This window comes from Actinoplanes sp. DH11, from assembly GCF_020873875.1.
Classification (GTDB): domain Bacteria; phylum Actinomycetota; class Actinomycetes; order Mycobacteriales; family Micromonosporaceae; genus Actinoplanes.
Genome location: NZ_JAHWGU010000028.1, coordinates 117,801 through 133,394, shown reverse-complemented (window position 1 = coordinate 133,394; position 15,594 = coordinate 117,801). Strand labels below are relative to the sequence as shown.

General features: G+C 72.4%; 11 protein-coding genes. 2 read left to right on the top strand and 9 right to left on the bottom strand.

What is annotated here, in order from left to right; translation table 11 throughout:
• Positions 1-921: 921 nt before the first annotated feature.
• The 4 genes from LPA41_RS32415 to LPA41_RS43115 all read right to left on the bottom strand — a co-directional run bounded on the left by LPA41_RS32415 (position 922) and on the right by LPA41_RS43115 (position 6,979).
• A complete protein-coding gene (locus tag LPA41_RS32415; RefSeq protein ID WP_229074920.1) occupies positions 922-2,541 on the bottom strand; it encodes an acyl-CoA dehydrogenase family protein in 1,620 nt (539 codons plus the stop codon).
• The gene (locus LPA41_RS32410; RefSeq protein WP_229074919.1) at positions 2,538-3,236 is read right to left on the bottom strand and encodes a TetR family transcriptional regulator; all 699 of its coding nucleotides are present in this window, start codon (positions 3,234-3,236) and stop codon (positions 2,538-2,540) included. Before LPA41_RS32410 ends, LPA41_RS32415 begins: the two co-directional genes overlap by 4 nt.
• Positions 3,237-3,314: 78 nt before the next feature.
• The gene (locus LPA41_RS32405) at positions 3,315-4,757 is read right to left on the bottom strand and encodes a sulfatase (protein WP_229074918.1); all 1,443 of its coding nucleotides are present in this window, start codon (positions 4,755-4,757) and stop codon (positions 3,315-3,317) included.
• Positions 4,758-4,774: 17 nt separating this feature from the next.
• Entirely contained in the window at positions 4,775-6,979 is a 2,205-nt protein-coding gene (locus LPA41_RS43115) for a bifunctional diguanylate cyclase/phosphodiesterase (protein WP_229074917.1), read from the bottom strand.
• 123 nt (positions 6,980-7,102) lie between these two features.
• On the opposite strand from LPA41_RS43115, the gene LPA41_RS32395 reads away from it, so the two are divergent.
• Positions 7,103-7,684 (top strand): bifunctional 2-polyprenyl-6-hydroxyphenol methylase/3-demethylubiquinol 3-O-methyltransferase UbiG, encoded by a 582-nt coding sequence (locus LPA41_RS32395; protein WP_229074916.1) that lies wholly within the window; start codon positions 7,103-7,105, stop codon positions 7,682-7,684.
• A 114-nt stretch (positions 7,685-7,798) separates the two neighbouring features.
• Positions 7,799-10,969: a WD40 repeat domain-containing protein gene (locus LPA41_RS32390; protein ID WP_229074915.1), complete on the top strand. Its 3,171-nt coding sequence runs from the start codon at positions 7,799-7,801 to the stop codon at positions 10,967-10,969.
• Positions 10,970-11,693: 724 nt separating this feature from the next.
• Here LPA41_RS32390 and LPA41_RS32385 read toward each other — a convergent pair.
• From LPA41_RS32385 to LPA41_RS32365, 5 genes are all read right to left on the bottom strand, one after another.
• Positions 11,694-11,879 (bottom strand): hypothetical protein, encoded by a 186-nt coding sequence (locus LPA41_RS32385; protein ID WP_229074914.1) that lies wholly within the window; start codon positions 11,877-11,879, stop codon positions 11,694-11,696.
• The gene (locus tag LPA41_RS32380) at positions 11,876-12,787 is read right to left on the bottom strand and encodes a hypothetical protein (protein ID WP_229074913.1); all 912 of its coding nucleotides are present in this window, start codon (positions 12,785-12,787) and stop codon (positions 11,876-11,878) included. Before LPA41_RS32380 ends, LPA41_RS32385 begins: the two co-directional genes overlap by 4 nt.
• Before the next feature lie 36 nt (positions 12,788-12,823).
• Positions 12,824-13,558 carry a hypothetical protein gene (locus tag LPA41_RS32375; protein WP_229074912.1) on the bottom strand — a complete coding sequence of 245 codons (735 nt, stop codon included), beginning with the start codon at positions 13,556-13,558 and terminating at the stop codon, positions 12,824-12,826.
• Between the two features lie 57 nt (positions 13,559-13,615).
• On the bottom strand, positions 13,616-14,239 hold the full coding sequence (locus LPA41_RS32370; RefSeq protein WP_229074911.1) for a hypothetical protein: 624 nt from the start codon (positions 14,237-14,239) through the stop codon (positions 13,616-13,618).
• Positions 14,240-14,372: 133 nt separating this feature from the next.
• Positions 14,373-15,590: an RNA polymerase sigma factor gene (locus LPA41_RS32365; protein ID WP_229074910.1), complete on the bottom strand. Its 1,218-nt coding sequence runs from the start codon at positions 15,588-15,590 to the stop codon at positions 14,373-14,375.
• Between the last annotated feature and the right edge of the window lie 4 nt (positions 15,591-15,594).

The window sequence follows — 15,594 nt, the reverse complement described above, 5'->3', positions numbered from 1 at the left end:
CACCGCCCTCAACCTCATCCGCCTCTACGCCTACTGGACCGGCCACCACCTCCAAACCCCACACACCAGCCACCTCGCACGCCTACAACCCACCCCCTAACCACAATGGGCAACAGAGTCGCTAGCGCTACGAAATCGCTGTGATCATGGGGTCAAAACCGCGATTTCGCACCGCTAGCAGATCAACACTGCCGCGCGGACCCAACACAGCCGACCGCGGCCGCTTGATCAGGAAACTCACCGGGGCCGAGGGCAGGCATCATCACGCCACACTCGTCTGCCACGCCCACCACCGCATCGACATCCGGCGGGCTGTGCTCAACAGACCGCTACCAGTGCAAATCGGCAGAAAAGTTCGCCCCACCTGCTTGACGAGATTGCCCGCCGTTGCTGGCCCCCGCCGTTGCTTGCCCCCGCCGTTGCTTGCCCCTCGGCCTCCTGCGTCCCGCGCTAATCCGCCTTAGCGCCCGCCCCGGGCTGCCAGCGGCAGCGCAATACCGCAGGCCTCGCGGCGTCACCCGTCGCTCGGCGTCAAAGAGCTGTTACGAAGGGTCAGATGCGTCGGCATTTTGCACAAGGCCTCACCGCATCCCGTGTTTACCGGTAAACACGGGATGCGCGGTGGGGGTGTGGAAAATCGGCGCGCCTCATCGAGCAGCGCTGATGGGCGTTGTCTGCCGCATACGGGATGTCTCGAGCGATGCCATGCCTTGCTGCTCCCTGGCCCTGCCGCAAATTCGGCCCTACCCGGTCCTGTCTCGGGTTCTGCCGGCCGTTTCGGGGTTCGGTGAGCTGTGGATGCGACACCAGGGGGCGCACACGAGACAGCGGTGGGGCACCGTGGATCTGCTGGCCCCGGTCGGCTGGTCGGCTGGTCGGCTGGTCGGCTGGTCGGCTGGGGGGACGGGCGGTCGAGGTGGGTCAGGCTCGGGCGGCGATGGCGGTCACGTCGAGGCCTGGGGGGAGGGCGCCGTATTCCAGGCTCCGGTCCGGGCCCAGCCGGGCCGCCACGAAGGCGTCGGCGATCGGTGCGGGGGCCTCGCGAATCAGGACCGCGGCCTGCAGGGCCAGGGCCAGGGACTCCACGACGCGCCGTGCCTGTGCGGGGGCCGACGACGGGGAGGTTGCGGCCTGGGTGATCAGGTGGCGGGTGGCGGTGACGTGGGTGTCGTAGGTGGCGTGCACGCCGAGGGCGGAGGCCAGCTCGCGGTCGACGGCTTCGAGGGACTCCGGTTCGCGGGTCATGGCTCGCAGGACGTCGAGGGCTATCACGTTGCCGGAACCCTCCCAGACTGCCATCACCGGCTGCTCGCGGTAGCGGCGGGCGAGCGGGAAGCTTTCGGTGTAGCCGTTGCCGCCGAGGCATTCCAGTGCTTCGTAGGCGTGGTTCGGGCCGCGCTTGCAGACCCAGTATTTCGCGACGGCCGTGGCCAGGCGCCGGAACGCTGCGGCCTCCGGGTCGGCGCTGTCGTAGGCGGCGGCCAGGCGCAGGGCGGTCCAGGTGGCGGCCTCGGCCTCGAGCTGGAGGTCGGCGATCACCGCGGTCATGGCGGGCTGGTCGATGAGCAGGGCGCCGAAGGCGCTGCGGTGGCGTACGTGCCAGGCCGCCTCCGCCACCGACTGGCGCATGCCGGCGGCGCTGCCGAGCACGCAGTCCAGCCTGGTCTGCGCCACCATCTCGATGATGGTGCGCACGCCGCGCCCGGGTTCGCCGAGCAGCCAGCCGGCGGTGCCGTCGAGTTCGATCTCCGAGGAGGCGTTGGACCGGTTGCCCAGTTTGTCCTTGAGGCGCTGGATCCGGAACACGTTGCGGTCGCCGCCGGGAAGCACCCGTGGGACGAGGAAGCAGCTGAGGCCGGCGGGTGCCTGTGCGAGCACCAGGAACGCGTCCGACTGCGGTGCCGAGCAGAACCATTTGTGGCCGGTCAGACGCCAGCTGCCGTCGCCGGCGTCGACGGCTCGGGTGCTGTTCGCCCGTACATCTGATCCGCCCTGTTTCTCGGTCATCGCCATGCCGAAGATCGCCGAGGCCTTGTCCTGCGGCGCCCGCAGGCGCGGGTCGTAGGTCCGCGCGTAGACCTTCGGGAGCCAGACATCGGCGAGTTCCGGCGTGAACCGCAGGGACGGGACCACCGCGTGCGTCATGCTTACCGGGCAGGCGTGACCCGGCTCGACCTGCGCGAACAGCATGAACGTGGCGGCTCGGGCGACGTGCGCGCCGGGCCGCGGTGACGACCAGCAGGCGGTGTGGGCGCCGTGCTCGACGGCGGCGCCGATGATCCGGTGGTACGCGGGATGGAACTCGATGTCGTCGACCCGGTTGCCCCAGCGGTCATGGCTGGAGAACACCGGCGGACGGGTGTCGGCCAGTTCGGCGTCGTGCTGGAAGTCAGCCTGCCCGACGAGCGCGCCGGTGGCGCCGAGCTGCTCGGTCGCCCACTGCCCGTCGTAGCGTTCCACCGCCTCCACCAGCGCCGGATTGATCAGGAACTCGTTGAGCCCGGTGCGCGGCGGCGCCTGGTTGACGACCTCGTGAGTCACGGTCCTACCCTTCGATCTTGCCGGTGCGGCCGGCGCGCGGAACCGGCACCGGTGCCGGGCGGCACCGGCGGCGCCGGCACCGGTGGGGTGAGCGCGCGGAGGCAGAACAGCCGGATGCCGTCGACGACGTCGGCCTGCGCCTGCGGCAAGGGCGGCGGGCTTTCCGGCCGGAGCCAGCCGACGAGTGCCTCGGAGATCGCGCCCAGCACGGCCGAGGCGGCCAGTCCGGTGTCCTGCGGCAGGAACTCGCCGCGCTCCTGACCGCTGCGGACGATCTGTTCGGTGATCTCGGTGTAGGAGCGGCGATAGGTCAGCCGTTCCGCCTCGACGGCCGGGTTGACCGGTTCGAACAGCAGCGCCCACGCCATCCGCCGGCCCTGCAGCGCGCGGCCGCCGAACACCCGGATCAGGTCACCGAGCCGGTCGGTGGCCGGTTGCCCGGTGTCGGCGACGGCGTCCCGGACGACGGCGAGCTCGTGCGAGGCGGCGCTGCGGAACACTTCGGCCAGCAGCAGGTCACGGCTGTCGAAGTGCGAGTACACCGAGCCCACGCTGGCCTGCCCGCGGGCGGCGATCGCGGCGACGGTGGCCGCCCGGAATCCGTCGGCGGCGACCAGGGCCCGGGCGGCGCGCAGCAGGGCGGCCCGCTTGTCGGCGGCGTTCTTCCTGGTCAGGGCGGTCGGCCGATACGGCACCCGGACCTCCCAAGTTCTGAACCGTGATTCACACCTTAGGGCAGTGTGCGCCAGGTCCGGCCGTACGGCAATCCCCTCTCATCGGACGGTGACCGCATGGCACGCCGTACCCGAGCAGGTGGCCAGGTCGTGCAGCGCCGCGTGCAGGTCCGTGCGCCGCTCCGGGTCCAGGCCGTCCGCCAGGTTGAGCAGCTGATGGGGGTCGGTGACCCGGTCGTAGTACTCGCGCGACCCGTCGGCGTACTCCACGTAGGTGAAGCGGCCGGTGCGCATCGCCCGGTACGACGGCGGGACGTTCTCCGACACGCCCTGGTAGTCGGGGTCGGCCGGGTCGGCCGCCGGATCGCTGTGCTCCACGAGCGCGCCGCTGCGCCACCCCACCGGCACCCCGCCGGTCAGCAGCGGCGCGAGGCTGCGCCCGTCCACCTCGGCCGGCACCCGGGCGCCCGCCAGCTCCGCGAAGGTCGGCCGCAGATCGATGTTCTCCGCGAGCGCGTCCACCACCTGCCCGGCGCGCACCCCGGCACCGGCGGCGATCAGCGGCACCTTCACGTCGGTGTCGAAGGCGGTCTGCTTGCCCGGGTTCAGCCGGTACTCACCCAGGTGGTAGCCGTTGTCCGAGCTGAACACCACAAGGGTCCGCGCCGCGGCGCCGGTCCGTTCCAGGGTGGCGCGCAGGTCGCCGAGCATCCGGTCGATCGACTGGACCGACTGCACGCGCTTGCGGAACCCGCGGTCCATGTGCGCGATCTGCGCCGGTGTCAGCGGCGAGTGCGGCGCCAGCCAGGCGGGTGCGTTCTTCGGGACCTTGCCGTACGCCGGCCCACGTGGCGCCGTCAGCCCGGGGAACGAGTCCGCGTCCCGGGGCGCCGGTGGATAGGGCAGGTGCGGGTTGTAGGTGGAGACCTCGACGAAGAACGGTTCCGGCCGCGCCGCCGCGCTGGTGATGAAGTCCCGTGCCTTGGCGGCGAGCACGTCGGTCAGGTAGTCCTGGGGGCGCGACCCGTACCGGCGTACCGTCCCGTTCTCGTTCAGCGCGTAGTCGACGTGGGCGTACGCGTCCCCGCCGGCCGCCCACACGTCCCATCCCGGCGGGACGTGCCGCATCGCCGGCTGGTACTCGTTGAGGTACTTGCCGAGGAACGCGGTCCGGTAACCGGCCCGCCGCAGATCGGTCGCGATGGTCGACTTCTCCCCGCCGCGGCTGCGGAACAGCAGGAAACCGCCGTCCGACCCGTGGTTCTTCACGATCCCGGTGTTGTGCGGGTACCGCCCGGTCAGGATCGACGCCCGCGACGGGCAGCACAGCGAGTCGGTGACCGTGTAGTTGCCGAACGACGTGCCGTCGGCCTGCAGCCGCCGCACCTCCGGCATGTACGGCAACAGGTTCTCCGACAGGTCGTCCACCAGCACGAACACGATGTTCGGCCGGTCCGTCAACGAAGTCACCGGCGTCGGAGGTGGCGGGGACGGCACATCGGGGGCGGAGAGCAGCAGGGCACTGAGCAGTCGGGCGAGCACGCCACGAGGGTAAGGAGTCAGGCACCGACCCGTGCGGCCGCCCACATGCCGGCGATCCGGTCCGCCGGCACCGGCCGCGACCAGAGGTAGCCCTGGCCGTACTGGTAGCCCAGCCGCTTGATCAGGTCCCGCTGCTCGACCGTCTCGATGCCCTCGGCCACCGACGAGAACTCCAGGGCGCTCGCCATCTGGCTCACCGCGGTCGCCACCGCCGACTGCCGGCCCACCGTGTTGATCGACTCGACGAACGAGCGGTCCAGCTTCAGCGACGTCACCGGGCAGGTCAGCAGCAGGCCCAGCGATGACGCGGCGGTGCCGAAGTCGTCCAGGGCCAGCTTCACGCCGAGGGCCCGCAGACCCACCATCGCCTCGTTCGACTCCTCGTCGTCGAGCACGGCGGTCTCGGTGACCTCGATGGTCAGGTTGGCGGCGGGCAGTCCGGTCTCGGCCAGCACCGCTGCCACGTCGGCGACGAACCCGGGGGTACGCAACTGGCGTCCCGCCACGTTCACGCCGACCGACATGTGCTGCGCCTCCGGGTGCTCGCGCCGCCACGCCGCTCCCTGCCGGCACGCCGTGCGCAGCGCCCACAGCCCGATCGCCACGATCTGCCCGGTCCGTTCCGCGAGCGGGATGAACTCGACCGGCGACACCAGGCCGCGCACCGGATGCTGCCAGCGAATCAGCGCCTCCACCCCGGTGAGCTGCTCGTCGGCGAGCCGGACGATCGGCTGGTAGAGCAGGTGGAACTCGTTGTTCTCGAGCGCCTGCGCCATCTCCCGGATCAGGACCGCCTCGGCGCCCACCCGGGCCCCCATCTCCTCGGTGTAGTACACCCACATGCTCTTGCCGCGCCGCTTCGCCTCGTACATCGCGATGTCGGCCATGCTGAGCAGCGCGGACGGTTCGTCGCCGGGCCGCGCCGGCGCGATGCCGACACTGGCCCGGGTGACCACGGTGTGCTGCCGGATCTCCAGCGGCACCTGGAGCCGGCGCAGGATCTCCTCGGCGATCAGGCACGCGTCGTCGGCACCGGCGCCGGGCAGCAGGATGGTGAACTCGTCGCCGCCCTGCCGCGACACCAGGTCACCGGGGCGCACCGCGGCGCGCAGCCGGTCGGCGATCTCGACCAGCAGGGCGTCGCCGGCCGCGTGGCCCATCGTGTCGTTGATCTCCTTGAAGTCGTCCAGGTCGATCAGCAGCACCGACGAGTCACGGTCCAGCAGCCGGATCATCTCGGTGCTGAAGTGCGCCCGGTTCGCCAGCTGGGTGAGCGCGTCCGTGGAGCTGGCGGCGTCGAGCCGCTCGATCAGCACCATGTTGTCGTGGAACGCGACGAGCTGCCGGCCCGCCACCAGGCACGTGATCACCACGACGCCGAGGGTCGCGCCGACGAGCTGCGAGGTCGCCGTCGACGGCAGCATCAGGAAGAAGACCACGAACGTCACGGCGATCATGCCGTACGGGAGGAGGCTGTACGGGCGCCGCTTCGGCGCGTCCTGCACGGCCCCGATCCGGATCAGCACCACCTGGATCCACGGGCCGACCGCGATGCACACCGACGGCAGGAGACGGATCACGAAGACGTACGCGTGGTCGGTGCCCTGGAAATCGCCGGGCAGGAACGTGCTCACGCCCTGGATCATCGCGGCGCCCACCATCGGCCAGGCGGCGATGCGCGCCATCGGCGGCGACTTGATCAGGGCCACCTTCGTCGCGGAGAACGTGGCGACGAGCACCAGGGCCGCGGTGACACTGGCGTTGACCCGGTCGACGTGCACGCTGGAGATCGGGTTGAACGCGAAACACCAGGCCACGACGCCGCCGCCGACGAGGACGGTGGTGGCGTCCAGCCAGAAGACGAACTTCTCCCGGGACGTCCGCAGACCCTGCGGGAAGATCAGGCAGGCGATGACGTTGCTGCTCATCCCGACGGCGAAGAACGCGGTCTGCACACCGCCGCCGGCGAGGGCGGGCGCGCCCGGCGAGAGAAGATTGCTGACGAACTGGTACGTGTCACCGACCGTGAAACTGGCACCGGCAAACGCGATCATCGACCAGAAGCGCCGATACCGTACGTGTGCCAGCCCCCGCAGCCGCCAGGCGCCGAGCCCGAGCGCCGCGTCCAGCGGCACCTGCGTGCCCCAGTAGACGTGCACCTGCCGCACCGGGTCGCCGGCGAACACGAAGAACAGCACCGACCCCAGCAGGGTGATCCCCACCAGGGTGAGCAGGACGGGGTCTCGCCGGAGACTGTCAAAGGTCCGCACAAGTCTTAGATCGGTCCGCCCTTTCCGTTCCGGAGCCGTCCCGCGTTGCAGTGCGGTTGCCGGTACAGTCGCGCGGTGGATGTGGCGCGGGCGTACGGCGGGGTGTCGGATCTCTACATCGAGTTGTTCGCGTCGGCCGACAAGGTGCACCGCGACGACCTCGCCTTCATCAGACAGCACCTGTCCGGCGGCCGGCTGCTGGACCTCGGTTGCGGCCCCGGTCATCTGACCGCCTACCTGCACGGACTCGGCAACGACGTGACCGGGATCGACCTGACGCCCGAGTTCGTCGCGCACGCCGTCGCGGCGTTCCCCGGCATCCCGTTCCGGCTCGGCTCCATGGACGAGCTCGACATCACCGGCGTCGACGGCGTCCTCACCTGGTACTCCCTGATCCACCGCCGGCCGCCGGAGATGGACGGCGTCCTCGCCATGCTGCGGCGCACCCTCCGGCCCGGCGGCACGCTGGTGATCGGGTTCTTCGACGGGGACGTGGTGGCGCCTTTCGACCACAAGGTCACGACCGCGTGGTTCTGGCCGGTCGACGAGTTGTCCCGCCGCCTGCGCGACGCCGGGTTCACCGAGATCGCCCGGGAGCAGCGGGAGACCGAACGCCCGGACCGCCGGCACGGTGCGCTGGCGGTCAGAGCCGTCTGAGTCCGGTCGGAGCCGTTCGAGTCCGGGCGCGTCCGTCCGTACCCTCGAAGCCGTTCGGGTAAGACTCACCGCGAGTGCGGTGTCCGGTTCCGCCCCTGCGGGACCATGCCCGGCATGCTCAAAGGACGTCCGCGATCACGGGGAGTCGCGCTCTCCGTCCTGCTGGTCTTCGCGCTCGGGTTCGGGGCCTGGATGGCCACCACCGGGCTGGACAGCGCGGCCGCCGTGGCCACCGTGATGGGTCTGCTCGTGGCGGTCGCCGCGCTGGCCGTCGCGATCGTGCAGGCGTTCCCGGTGGAGGCGCGGACCGCGGACACGGCGAAATTCGCCCGCCGGCTGGCCCGGGATGTGCGGGCGCAGTGGATCGGCGAGGCCGAGGCCCGCTGGTTGCGCAACGAGCTGGAGAAGACGCCGGTTCTGCCGTTGAGCTGGGCTATCACCGGCCGTGACGTCGGCGACCGGGAAGGGCAGCGGCTGACCGCGCCGTTCCGGCGGCTCGAGGGGCGGTTCGACGAGGTGGCCGCGTCACTGGCCGAGGTGTACCGCGGCGTCGACAGCCGCCGGCTGATCCTGCTCGGCGAGCCCGGTTCCGGCAAGACCGTGGTGGCGATGCTGCTCACCGCCGGTCTGCTGCCCGAGGAGCGGATGCACGACGGCGCGCCGGCGCCGACGCCGGACGACCCGGTGCCGGTGCTGCTCCCCGCGTCGTCGTGGGACCCGATCTCGCAGACCCTCGACGACTGGATCATTCAGTCGCTGAAGCAGTCCTACTTCGGTGACGAGCCCGAGGCGCCGCGCGCCCTGCTCGCCGCCGGCCTGCTGCTGCCGGTGATCGACGGCTTGGACGAGATCCCGGAGGCGGCGCGGCGCAGCGCCGTGCACGCGCTCAGCCGTGCCGTCACGCACGGCCGGCCGGTGGTGGTGACCTGCCGGTCGGTGGAGTACGAGGACACCATCAAGGGCGGCGCCCCGATGCTGCACCGGGCGCCGGTGATCGAGGTGACGCCGGTCCGGGCCGCCGACGCGATCGGTTACCTGCAGGCCGCCAACACCGCGGAGCCGGCGGTGTGGGAGAAGGTGTACGCCGAGCTGCGCAGCCCGGGTCCGCTGTCCGAGGCGCTGTCCACCCCACTGATGATCACGATGGCGAGCACGGTCTACGGCGGTCCCGGCGGTGACCCCGGTCCGCTGCTCGACACCGGGCTGATCACTTGCCGCCACGACGTGGAGGATCACTTGCTGGACCGGGTGGTCGTGGCGGAGTTCCGCAACGACGACCGCCGCCCGTGGCAGCCACCGGTGGCCCCGTCGCCGTGGCCTGCCGACCAGGTAGAGAAGTGGTTGACGTTTCTTGCCGAGTACTTGCACCGGTACCGGGAGCGCGACATCGCATGGTGGCGGATGAGCTCCCGCTTGCTGACGCCGTGGGCGATCCCGGTCATCGCGCTCGCCGCCGGTGTCGTGCTCCTGCTCCTCACGGCGGCTGGCTACGGCTTGTTCCTCGCGGCGGTACCGGACCTGAAGGCCACCGGCGAAGACGTCTTCGGCGCCTCGGCCGCCGTCGGCGCCGGCTTCGCCGCCGTCGCGATGCCCATCCTGTACGCAATTCCGGCCCGCGCCCCGGGCCGAGCACCCACCTCGTTCCGCGGCTGCCTGCCTCGCCTGCGCCGCGGGTTCGCGGTCGGGGTCGTCATGGCGGCCGTCCCGGCGGCACCGATGCTGCTGGGCTGGGCGGTCGGCGCCACCGCCTTCGGCAGTTGGTCGTTCACTGCCACTCAGGAGTTCCTCACCGGTGTGGCGCTCTGTGCCGCCGGTGGAGTCCTGCTGGGGTCGGTGATCGCGGCCGACGCGTTCTTCAGCGCCACCTCCGAGTTGTCCGGCGAGCCGAGCCCCGCCCGGTTCCTGCGCGACGACCGGCGATCCTCCCTCCTGGGAGCGAGCGCCGCAGCGGCGGTCGTGGCGCTGGGTGGCGTGCCGGTCGTTCTCGCCGCCGCCACGCTCGGGTCGCAGGGCGCTGCTGGTCTGCTGCGGTGGGTGCTCGGCTACCGCGAACCCGACGGGCCGCCGACGCAACCCCTCAACGTCGGCCGGCTCAGCACCGAGGAAGCCGCCGCCTGGGTCGGCTTCGGGATCCTGCTGCCCGGCATCGTGGTCGGGATCCTGGTGCTGCTCACGCATGCCTGGCCACGCTATCTCGCGGTTCGGGCTGTGCTGGTGCTGCGCGGCCGGCTGCCGTGGAACCTGCCGCGGTTCCTGCGGTACGCCCGGCAGCGCGGCCTGCTGCGCCAGTCCGGCGGCACCTACCAGTTCCGGCACGCCCGCCTGCAGGAACGGCTCGCCGGCCGCCCCGCGCAATCGGTGCCCGACCCCGATCCGGCCGTCGTCGCGCGGCACCGGCGTCTGCGGTCGGTCGTCGCAGTGTGCACGGCGCTGGTGGTGCTCGGCGCGACGGTGACCGTCCTGCAACGGCCGGCGACCGCACGCGCCATCGCGCTGGGACCGCTTCCGGAGCAGCTGGAGCCGCGGGTGGTGGCCCTGAACCGGGACGGCACCCTGCTCGCGCTGGCCGGCGTTTCCGGAATTCACCTGTGGGATCTCGACCTGGACGAGGCGAGGGGGCGGCGGCGCGCTCCGCTCACGCTTCCTCGCGGCATCGTCGACGTGAATGCGGTGGCGGTGTCAGCGGCCGGCGACACCATGGCTGTTGCGGTGCGGAACGATTACTACGCCTCACAGCGCATCAATCCGTTCTCGGTCTATCTGCTGACCGGGCACGGCACGGTGCGCACCCGGTGGGATTTCGGCCGGCCGGTCGACCACCTCTCGTTCGCCCCCGGCAACAACAAGAGGCTGACGGCCGTCGACGGCGTGGGACGCGTCCTGCTGCTTACCGAGGGACGTCCGCGAGCGGACGAGCTGGCTGTCGCCGGTGGTCCGGACCAGGGCCCGTCCGCGGCCGCCATGACCGGCGAGTCGGGCGTGGCCACGGCCTACGAGGGTTCCGTCTCGTTCCACGGTTCCCCTGGCCTTCCACGCCTGCCGTGGACCGGGCACACCGCCCCGATCTCCGCCCTCTGCCTGTCCACGGACGGCTCGATGATCGTCACCGGCAGCGTCGAAGGCACCCTGCGCTTCCGCGCCGTCGGCGCGATGACAGAGTCCATGCACGTGACGTCCGGCCACCTCGACTCCATCGAAGCGATAGCGGTACGCGACACAGCGGCCCGAACGGTGGTGGCCGCCGACGAGGGCGGCGCCGAACTCTGGACCGTCTCCGAGAACTAGCCGACCGCCGGGCCCGCTCAGGACACCCATCGCCTGGTCCGCCTCCCGTGCTCCGCAGCACCGGCCCCCGTTACCGTCGTCCCATGGCCCCGCCGGCGACGGTCCTCTCCCGCAGCCTGAGGCTCCGCCGTTTCCGGCGAGCGCCGGACCCCGATGCGGTTCACCCCGAGCGGCAAGGCGCGGCGGACCGCTCGAAGTGAACCGCGTGCGGCCGGCGACATCGATCAATGAGCTGAGGCGATTCTCACCCGCACTCTCGTCAACGGGTTCAGTCCCTTGATCACCGCCTTTCGGAGCGCTACCGAGGAGGGCGAGCCGCCGGAGAGCGCGCTCGGCGACCCGCCCGGCTACGTCTCCCGGCTGCGGCGGCACACCGGGGACACGGTGATGCGGCGTGAACCGGGCGCCGGCTCGCGCTGCCGGCAATGTCCCGGTCCGATCACAGGCTTGTTCCCGGTCACGGGCTGAGGCACGGAGCTGGCCGGCGGGCCCCTGATCGCCGACACCACCCCGCCGTCCCCCTCGTCTTCGTCCACTCCACCCGTAGGTCTGTAGAGAGCTAGGGGGTGTGGGCGACGGCATCGTAGAGCTTGGTGGGGGTCATAGGCCCCGCTGTCAACCACGAACGCTTCGTGCGCTGCCCACCGCGCTCCAAGATCCGCGGCGCAGGTGGGGTGGCGGACTCGTGCCAGTTGGGTGGACACCTCCGCGTGGCCGTCGGCGATCAGGCCGACGGCCACCCGCAGGTGGGGCTGACGGACGGGGCCGACGGCTGCCGCCGCGCCGATGCCGGCGCCGGGAGGTTCAGCAGCGCGGCCTGTTCGCCGGCGACGGGGAGCCGGATGTTGAGGCCCTCGCCGGGCGGCAGGTCGATGCCGGCGGCGGCGAGAGCGTCATTCCGGACGGTCATGTGGCCCGGCGTGGTCCGGTCGCCGGGGCCGCCGCGGTGCTGCCGGTGTTCCGGAGTGCCGCCACCGCCGCAACGGTGGCGTAGCCCCGCCACTCCAGGGTTGCGGCCGGGCTGAACGCGGTGAACGTGACCGTCCAGCCACCGTCCGGCTGCTGCTCGCCGGCCAGCCGTTCCTGGTCCTTCGCGACGGCTTCGGCGTCGAAGAACTCCCGGGACGGCGTGCCCGGTTCGGGCGTGAAGTCCAGCGGGTGCAGCACCTCGCCCTCGGCACCGCCGGCCACCGGGGTCGGGCCGTCGACGCGGACGAACCGCACGTACTTCTCCAGCGCCGCCCGCGCCCGCGGCGAGTCCGTGGCGACCGTGTCGAGGAACCGCATCGCGAACATCAGCTCGATGGCGTGCGGCGGCTCGGTGGTGTGCTCGACGGCGTCCAGGCAGAACTCGGTGGCGGCGGCGAGCCACGGGTGCCCGGCGACGTCGGGCCGGTGCCGGGCCAGCCGGTGCGCGTGCGCGGCCAGCTGTGCGGTCATCGTCAGCGACGCGCCGGGGCCGGCAGCGGCCCAGTGCGGGGCGCAGCCCCCGGTGTCCGGGAACGGCAGCGCGAACGGCACACCGCCGTCCGTCCCGGCGTGCCCGGCGATCCAGTCCAGCAGCCGGGGCCCGCGATCGGTGGTGTCGCCGACCTCGGCCAGCACTTCGAGGGCGTGCATGGCGGCCACCGGCTGACTGGTGGTGGAGCGCAGGTCGGGTTCGAGGGCCCAGCCGTACCCGCCGTCGGCGTTGCGGTAGCCGTCGAGAGCGGCGACGACGTCCGCCGCCGTGGCACGCCCGAGCAGGTGCAGCAGGCGCCGTCGCTCCAGGACGCGGGCGTGGGTGGACATGAACGAGACCGCGGCATCGAGATCCATCCGGCAATCCTAGGATCGTGACCGGCCCGGGGCATTTCAGCCGAGGGCGGCCAGCCAGGCGGCGCAGCCGGCGGCCAGCAGCAGGCCGGCCGACCCGGACAGGAGCATCAGCCGCCACCCGGTGCCGATCGCGTCCTGCCGGGCCGTGATCACCTCGGCCCGGGTCAGGGTGGTGAGCAGGCTCAGCCCGGACCGGCCGGGGCGCAGGCCGTCGCCGGTGCGCCGGCCGAGCGCGAAGACCCGCCGTCCGTGCGGGACGCGGACCTCGGTGAGCCACAGCAGTTCGTCGTCGCGCAGGTCGTCGACCACGTCCGGCGGCACCACGCGGGGCAGCCGGACCGGGGCGGCGCGGCGGTACTCGATCCGGACGGTCGTCGACGCGCGTGGCTCGTGCTGATCCGGATCGGTCAGGGTGCGGGGCTGGTCGAGCAGCCGCGGGTCGATCGGCAGCCGCCCGTCCAGGATCGGCCAGGCCGGGGAGGTGATCTCCAGCAGGACGTCGTCGCCGGTGCCGCCGCGGCCGGGGGAGCGGGTCAGGGTGGCCCGGTACCACGCGCACTCCGCGTCGCTGACCGGCGCGCGCTGGGGACCGGCCGGGCCGTACCCGATGGTGCCCTCGACGGCGACCCGGCCGCGGGCCGTGCCGTCAGTGACGGGCGTGCGGCGCAGCGCCCGGAGTGCCCGCAGATCGCCCAGGATGAGCAGCAGGACGATGCCGGCGCCGCCCACCAGGATGCCGCCGGCGCAGAATCCCACTGTCGCGACAGCCATCACGCTGTCACGGTAGGGGAGGGTGGCGAGTTTCGATGTCCCGTACGGCCGCCGCGGTCAGGCGGGTTCCGGGCGCAGGAGCACCTCGGAGCCGATCGGCAGGAAGCCGGTGGCCAGGAACGCGCGCAGCGAACGGGCGTTGCCGGGGGAGACGGCCGCGAAGACCGGCTCGCCCGCCGGCACCAGCGTCAGCGCGTCCGTGATCAGCGAGCGACCGTGCCCGCGGCTGCCGGCCTGCGGATCGGCCACCTCGATGCTGAGTTCGGTGCGCCCGGCCAGGCCGGCCGCGACGGTGATCAGGCCACGCTCGTCCCCGAAGATCCGCACGTCGGTGCGGACCTCCTTGGCGTACCGCACCCGGGGGTGCTCGTCGGCGCCGTCCAGGGCCGGCAGTTGCGGGGTACCGCCGGTGCCGCGGCGCACCAGTGTCGCGTCGATGACGCCGATCCACCCGGCGGGCCCGGCCAGCCAGCGCAGGAAGTCCGGCGACATGGAACCGCCGAACCCGTCCGGTTTGCGGGCCAGGACCTCGTCCTCGGCGCGGCCGGTGGCGATCACGGCGTGCCCGGTGAAGGCGATCGAGCAGGCGAGGCCGCCGGCCAGCGGCGGCATCACGGTGACGCCGCCGTCGACCGGCGGGAACCGGCCGTCCGCGGCGTCCAGGAAGTAGTCGAGCAGCACACGCACGAGTGTGCGGCACGCGGCGGCGCCCGGCGGCCCCCGGTGTCACCGCGATGATCTGCACGACACGTCACGGCGATGAGCCGCACGACAGGTGATGACGCGCACGACAGGTGATGAGGCGCACGACGGGTCACGTCGATGATCGGGCGGCCGCGGACGCCCGTGCGGACAGGAACCGGCGTTCCGCCTCGGTGCCGGCGAGGTCGGCGGCCCGGCGGTAGGCCCGCGCCGCCTCCGCGTCCCGGCCCAGGCGGCGCAGCAGGTCCGCCCGTGCGGCGTGCAGCACGTGGTGTCGGTCCAGCGCGCCGGCGAGAGGTTCCACGGCGGCCAGACCGGCGGCCGGACCGGCCACCTCGGCCAGGGCGACCGCCCGGTGCAGGGCCACCACCGGGGTCGGTGTCACGGCGTACAGCTGGTCGTAGAGGGTGTTGATCTGCGCCCAGTCGGTGTCCGCGGCGCCGCCGGCCGTGCTGTGCACCGCGTGGATCGCCGCCTGAATCTGGTACGGCCCCGGCCGCCCCCACCGCAGGCAGCGCCGCACCAGCTCCCGGCCCTCGGCGACGAGCGCGCCGTCCCACCGGTCCCGGTCCTGGTCGGCGAGGAGGATCAGGTCACCGTCCGGGCCGGTCCGTGCCGCCCGCCGTGACTCGGCGAGCAGCATCAGCGCCAGCAGCCCGGCCACCTCCGGTTCGTCCGGCATCAGATCGGCCAGGGACCGGGCCAGCCGGATCGCCTCGGTGGCGAGGCCGGCGCCGGCCCCGGGCGCGTACCCCTCGTTGAAGATCAGGTAGAGGGTGGCGAGCACCGCCGGCAGCCGGGCCGGCAGCTCCGCGTCGCCGGGCACCCGGTACGGGATCCCGGCGTCCCGGATCTTCGCCTTGGCGCGGGACAGGCGCTGCCCCATGGTCGTCTCCGGCACCAGGAACGCCCGCGCGATGTCGGGCGTGCCGAGCCCGCCGAGCAGCCGCAACGTCAGCGCCACCCGGGCCGCCGGCGCGAGCGCCGGATGGCAGCACGTGAAGATCAGCCGGAGCCGGTCGTCGGGTACTGCCGCGCCGGCAGCGTTGTCCGGGCCCGGCTCGGGCGGCCACAGCTCGTACGCCTGGGCCTGTTTCTCCCGCCCGGCCGCCTCCCGCCGGAGCCGGTCGATCGCCCGGTTCCGTGCCGTCGTGATGATCCAGCCGGCCGGGCTGGGCGGGGCACCGCGCTGCGGCCAGGTCCGCAGCGCGGTGGCGAACGCGTCCTGCACCGCGTCTTCGGCGAGGTCGATGTCACCGAAGGCCCGGATCAGAACCGACACCGCCCGGCCGTACTCGTCCCGGAACGCCCGTTCGACCTCGCCGTCCATGATG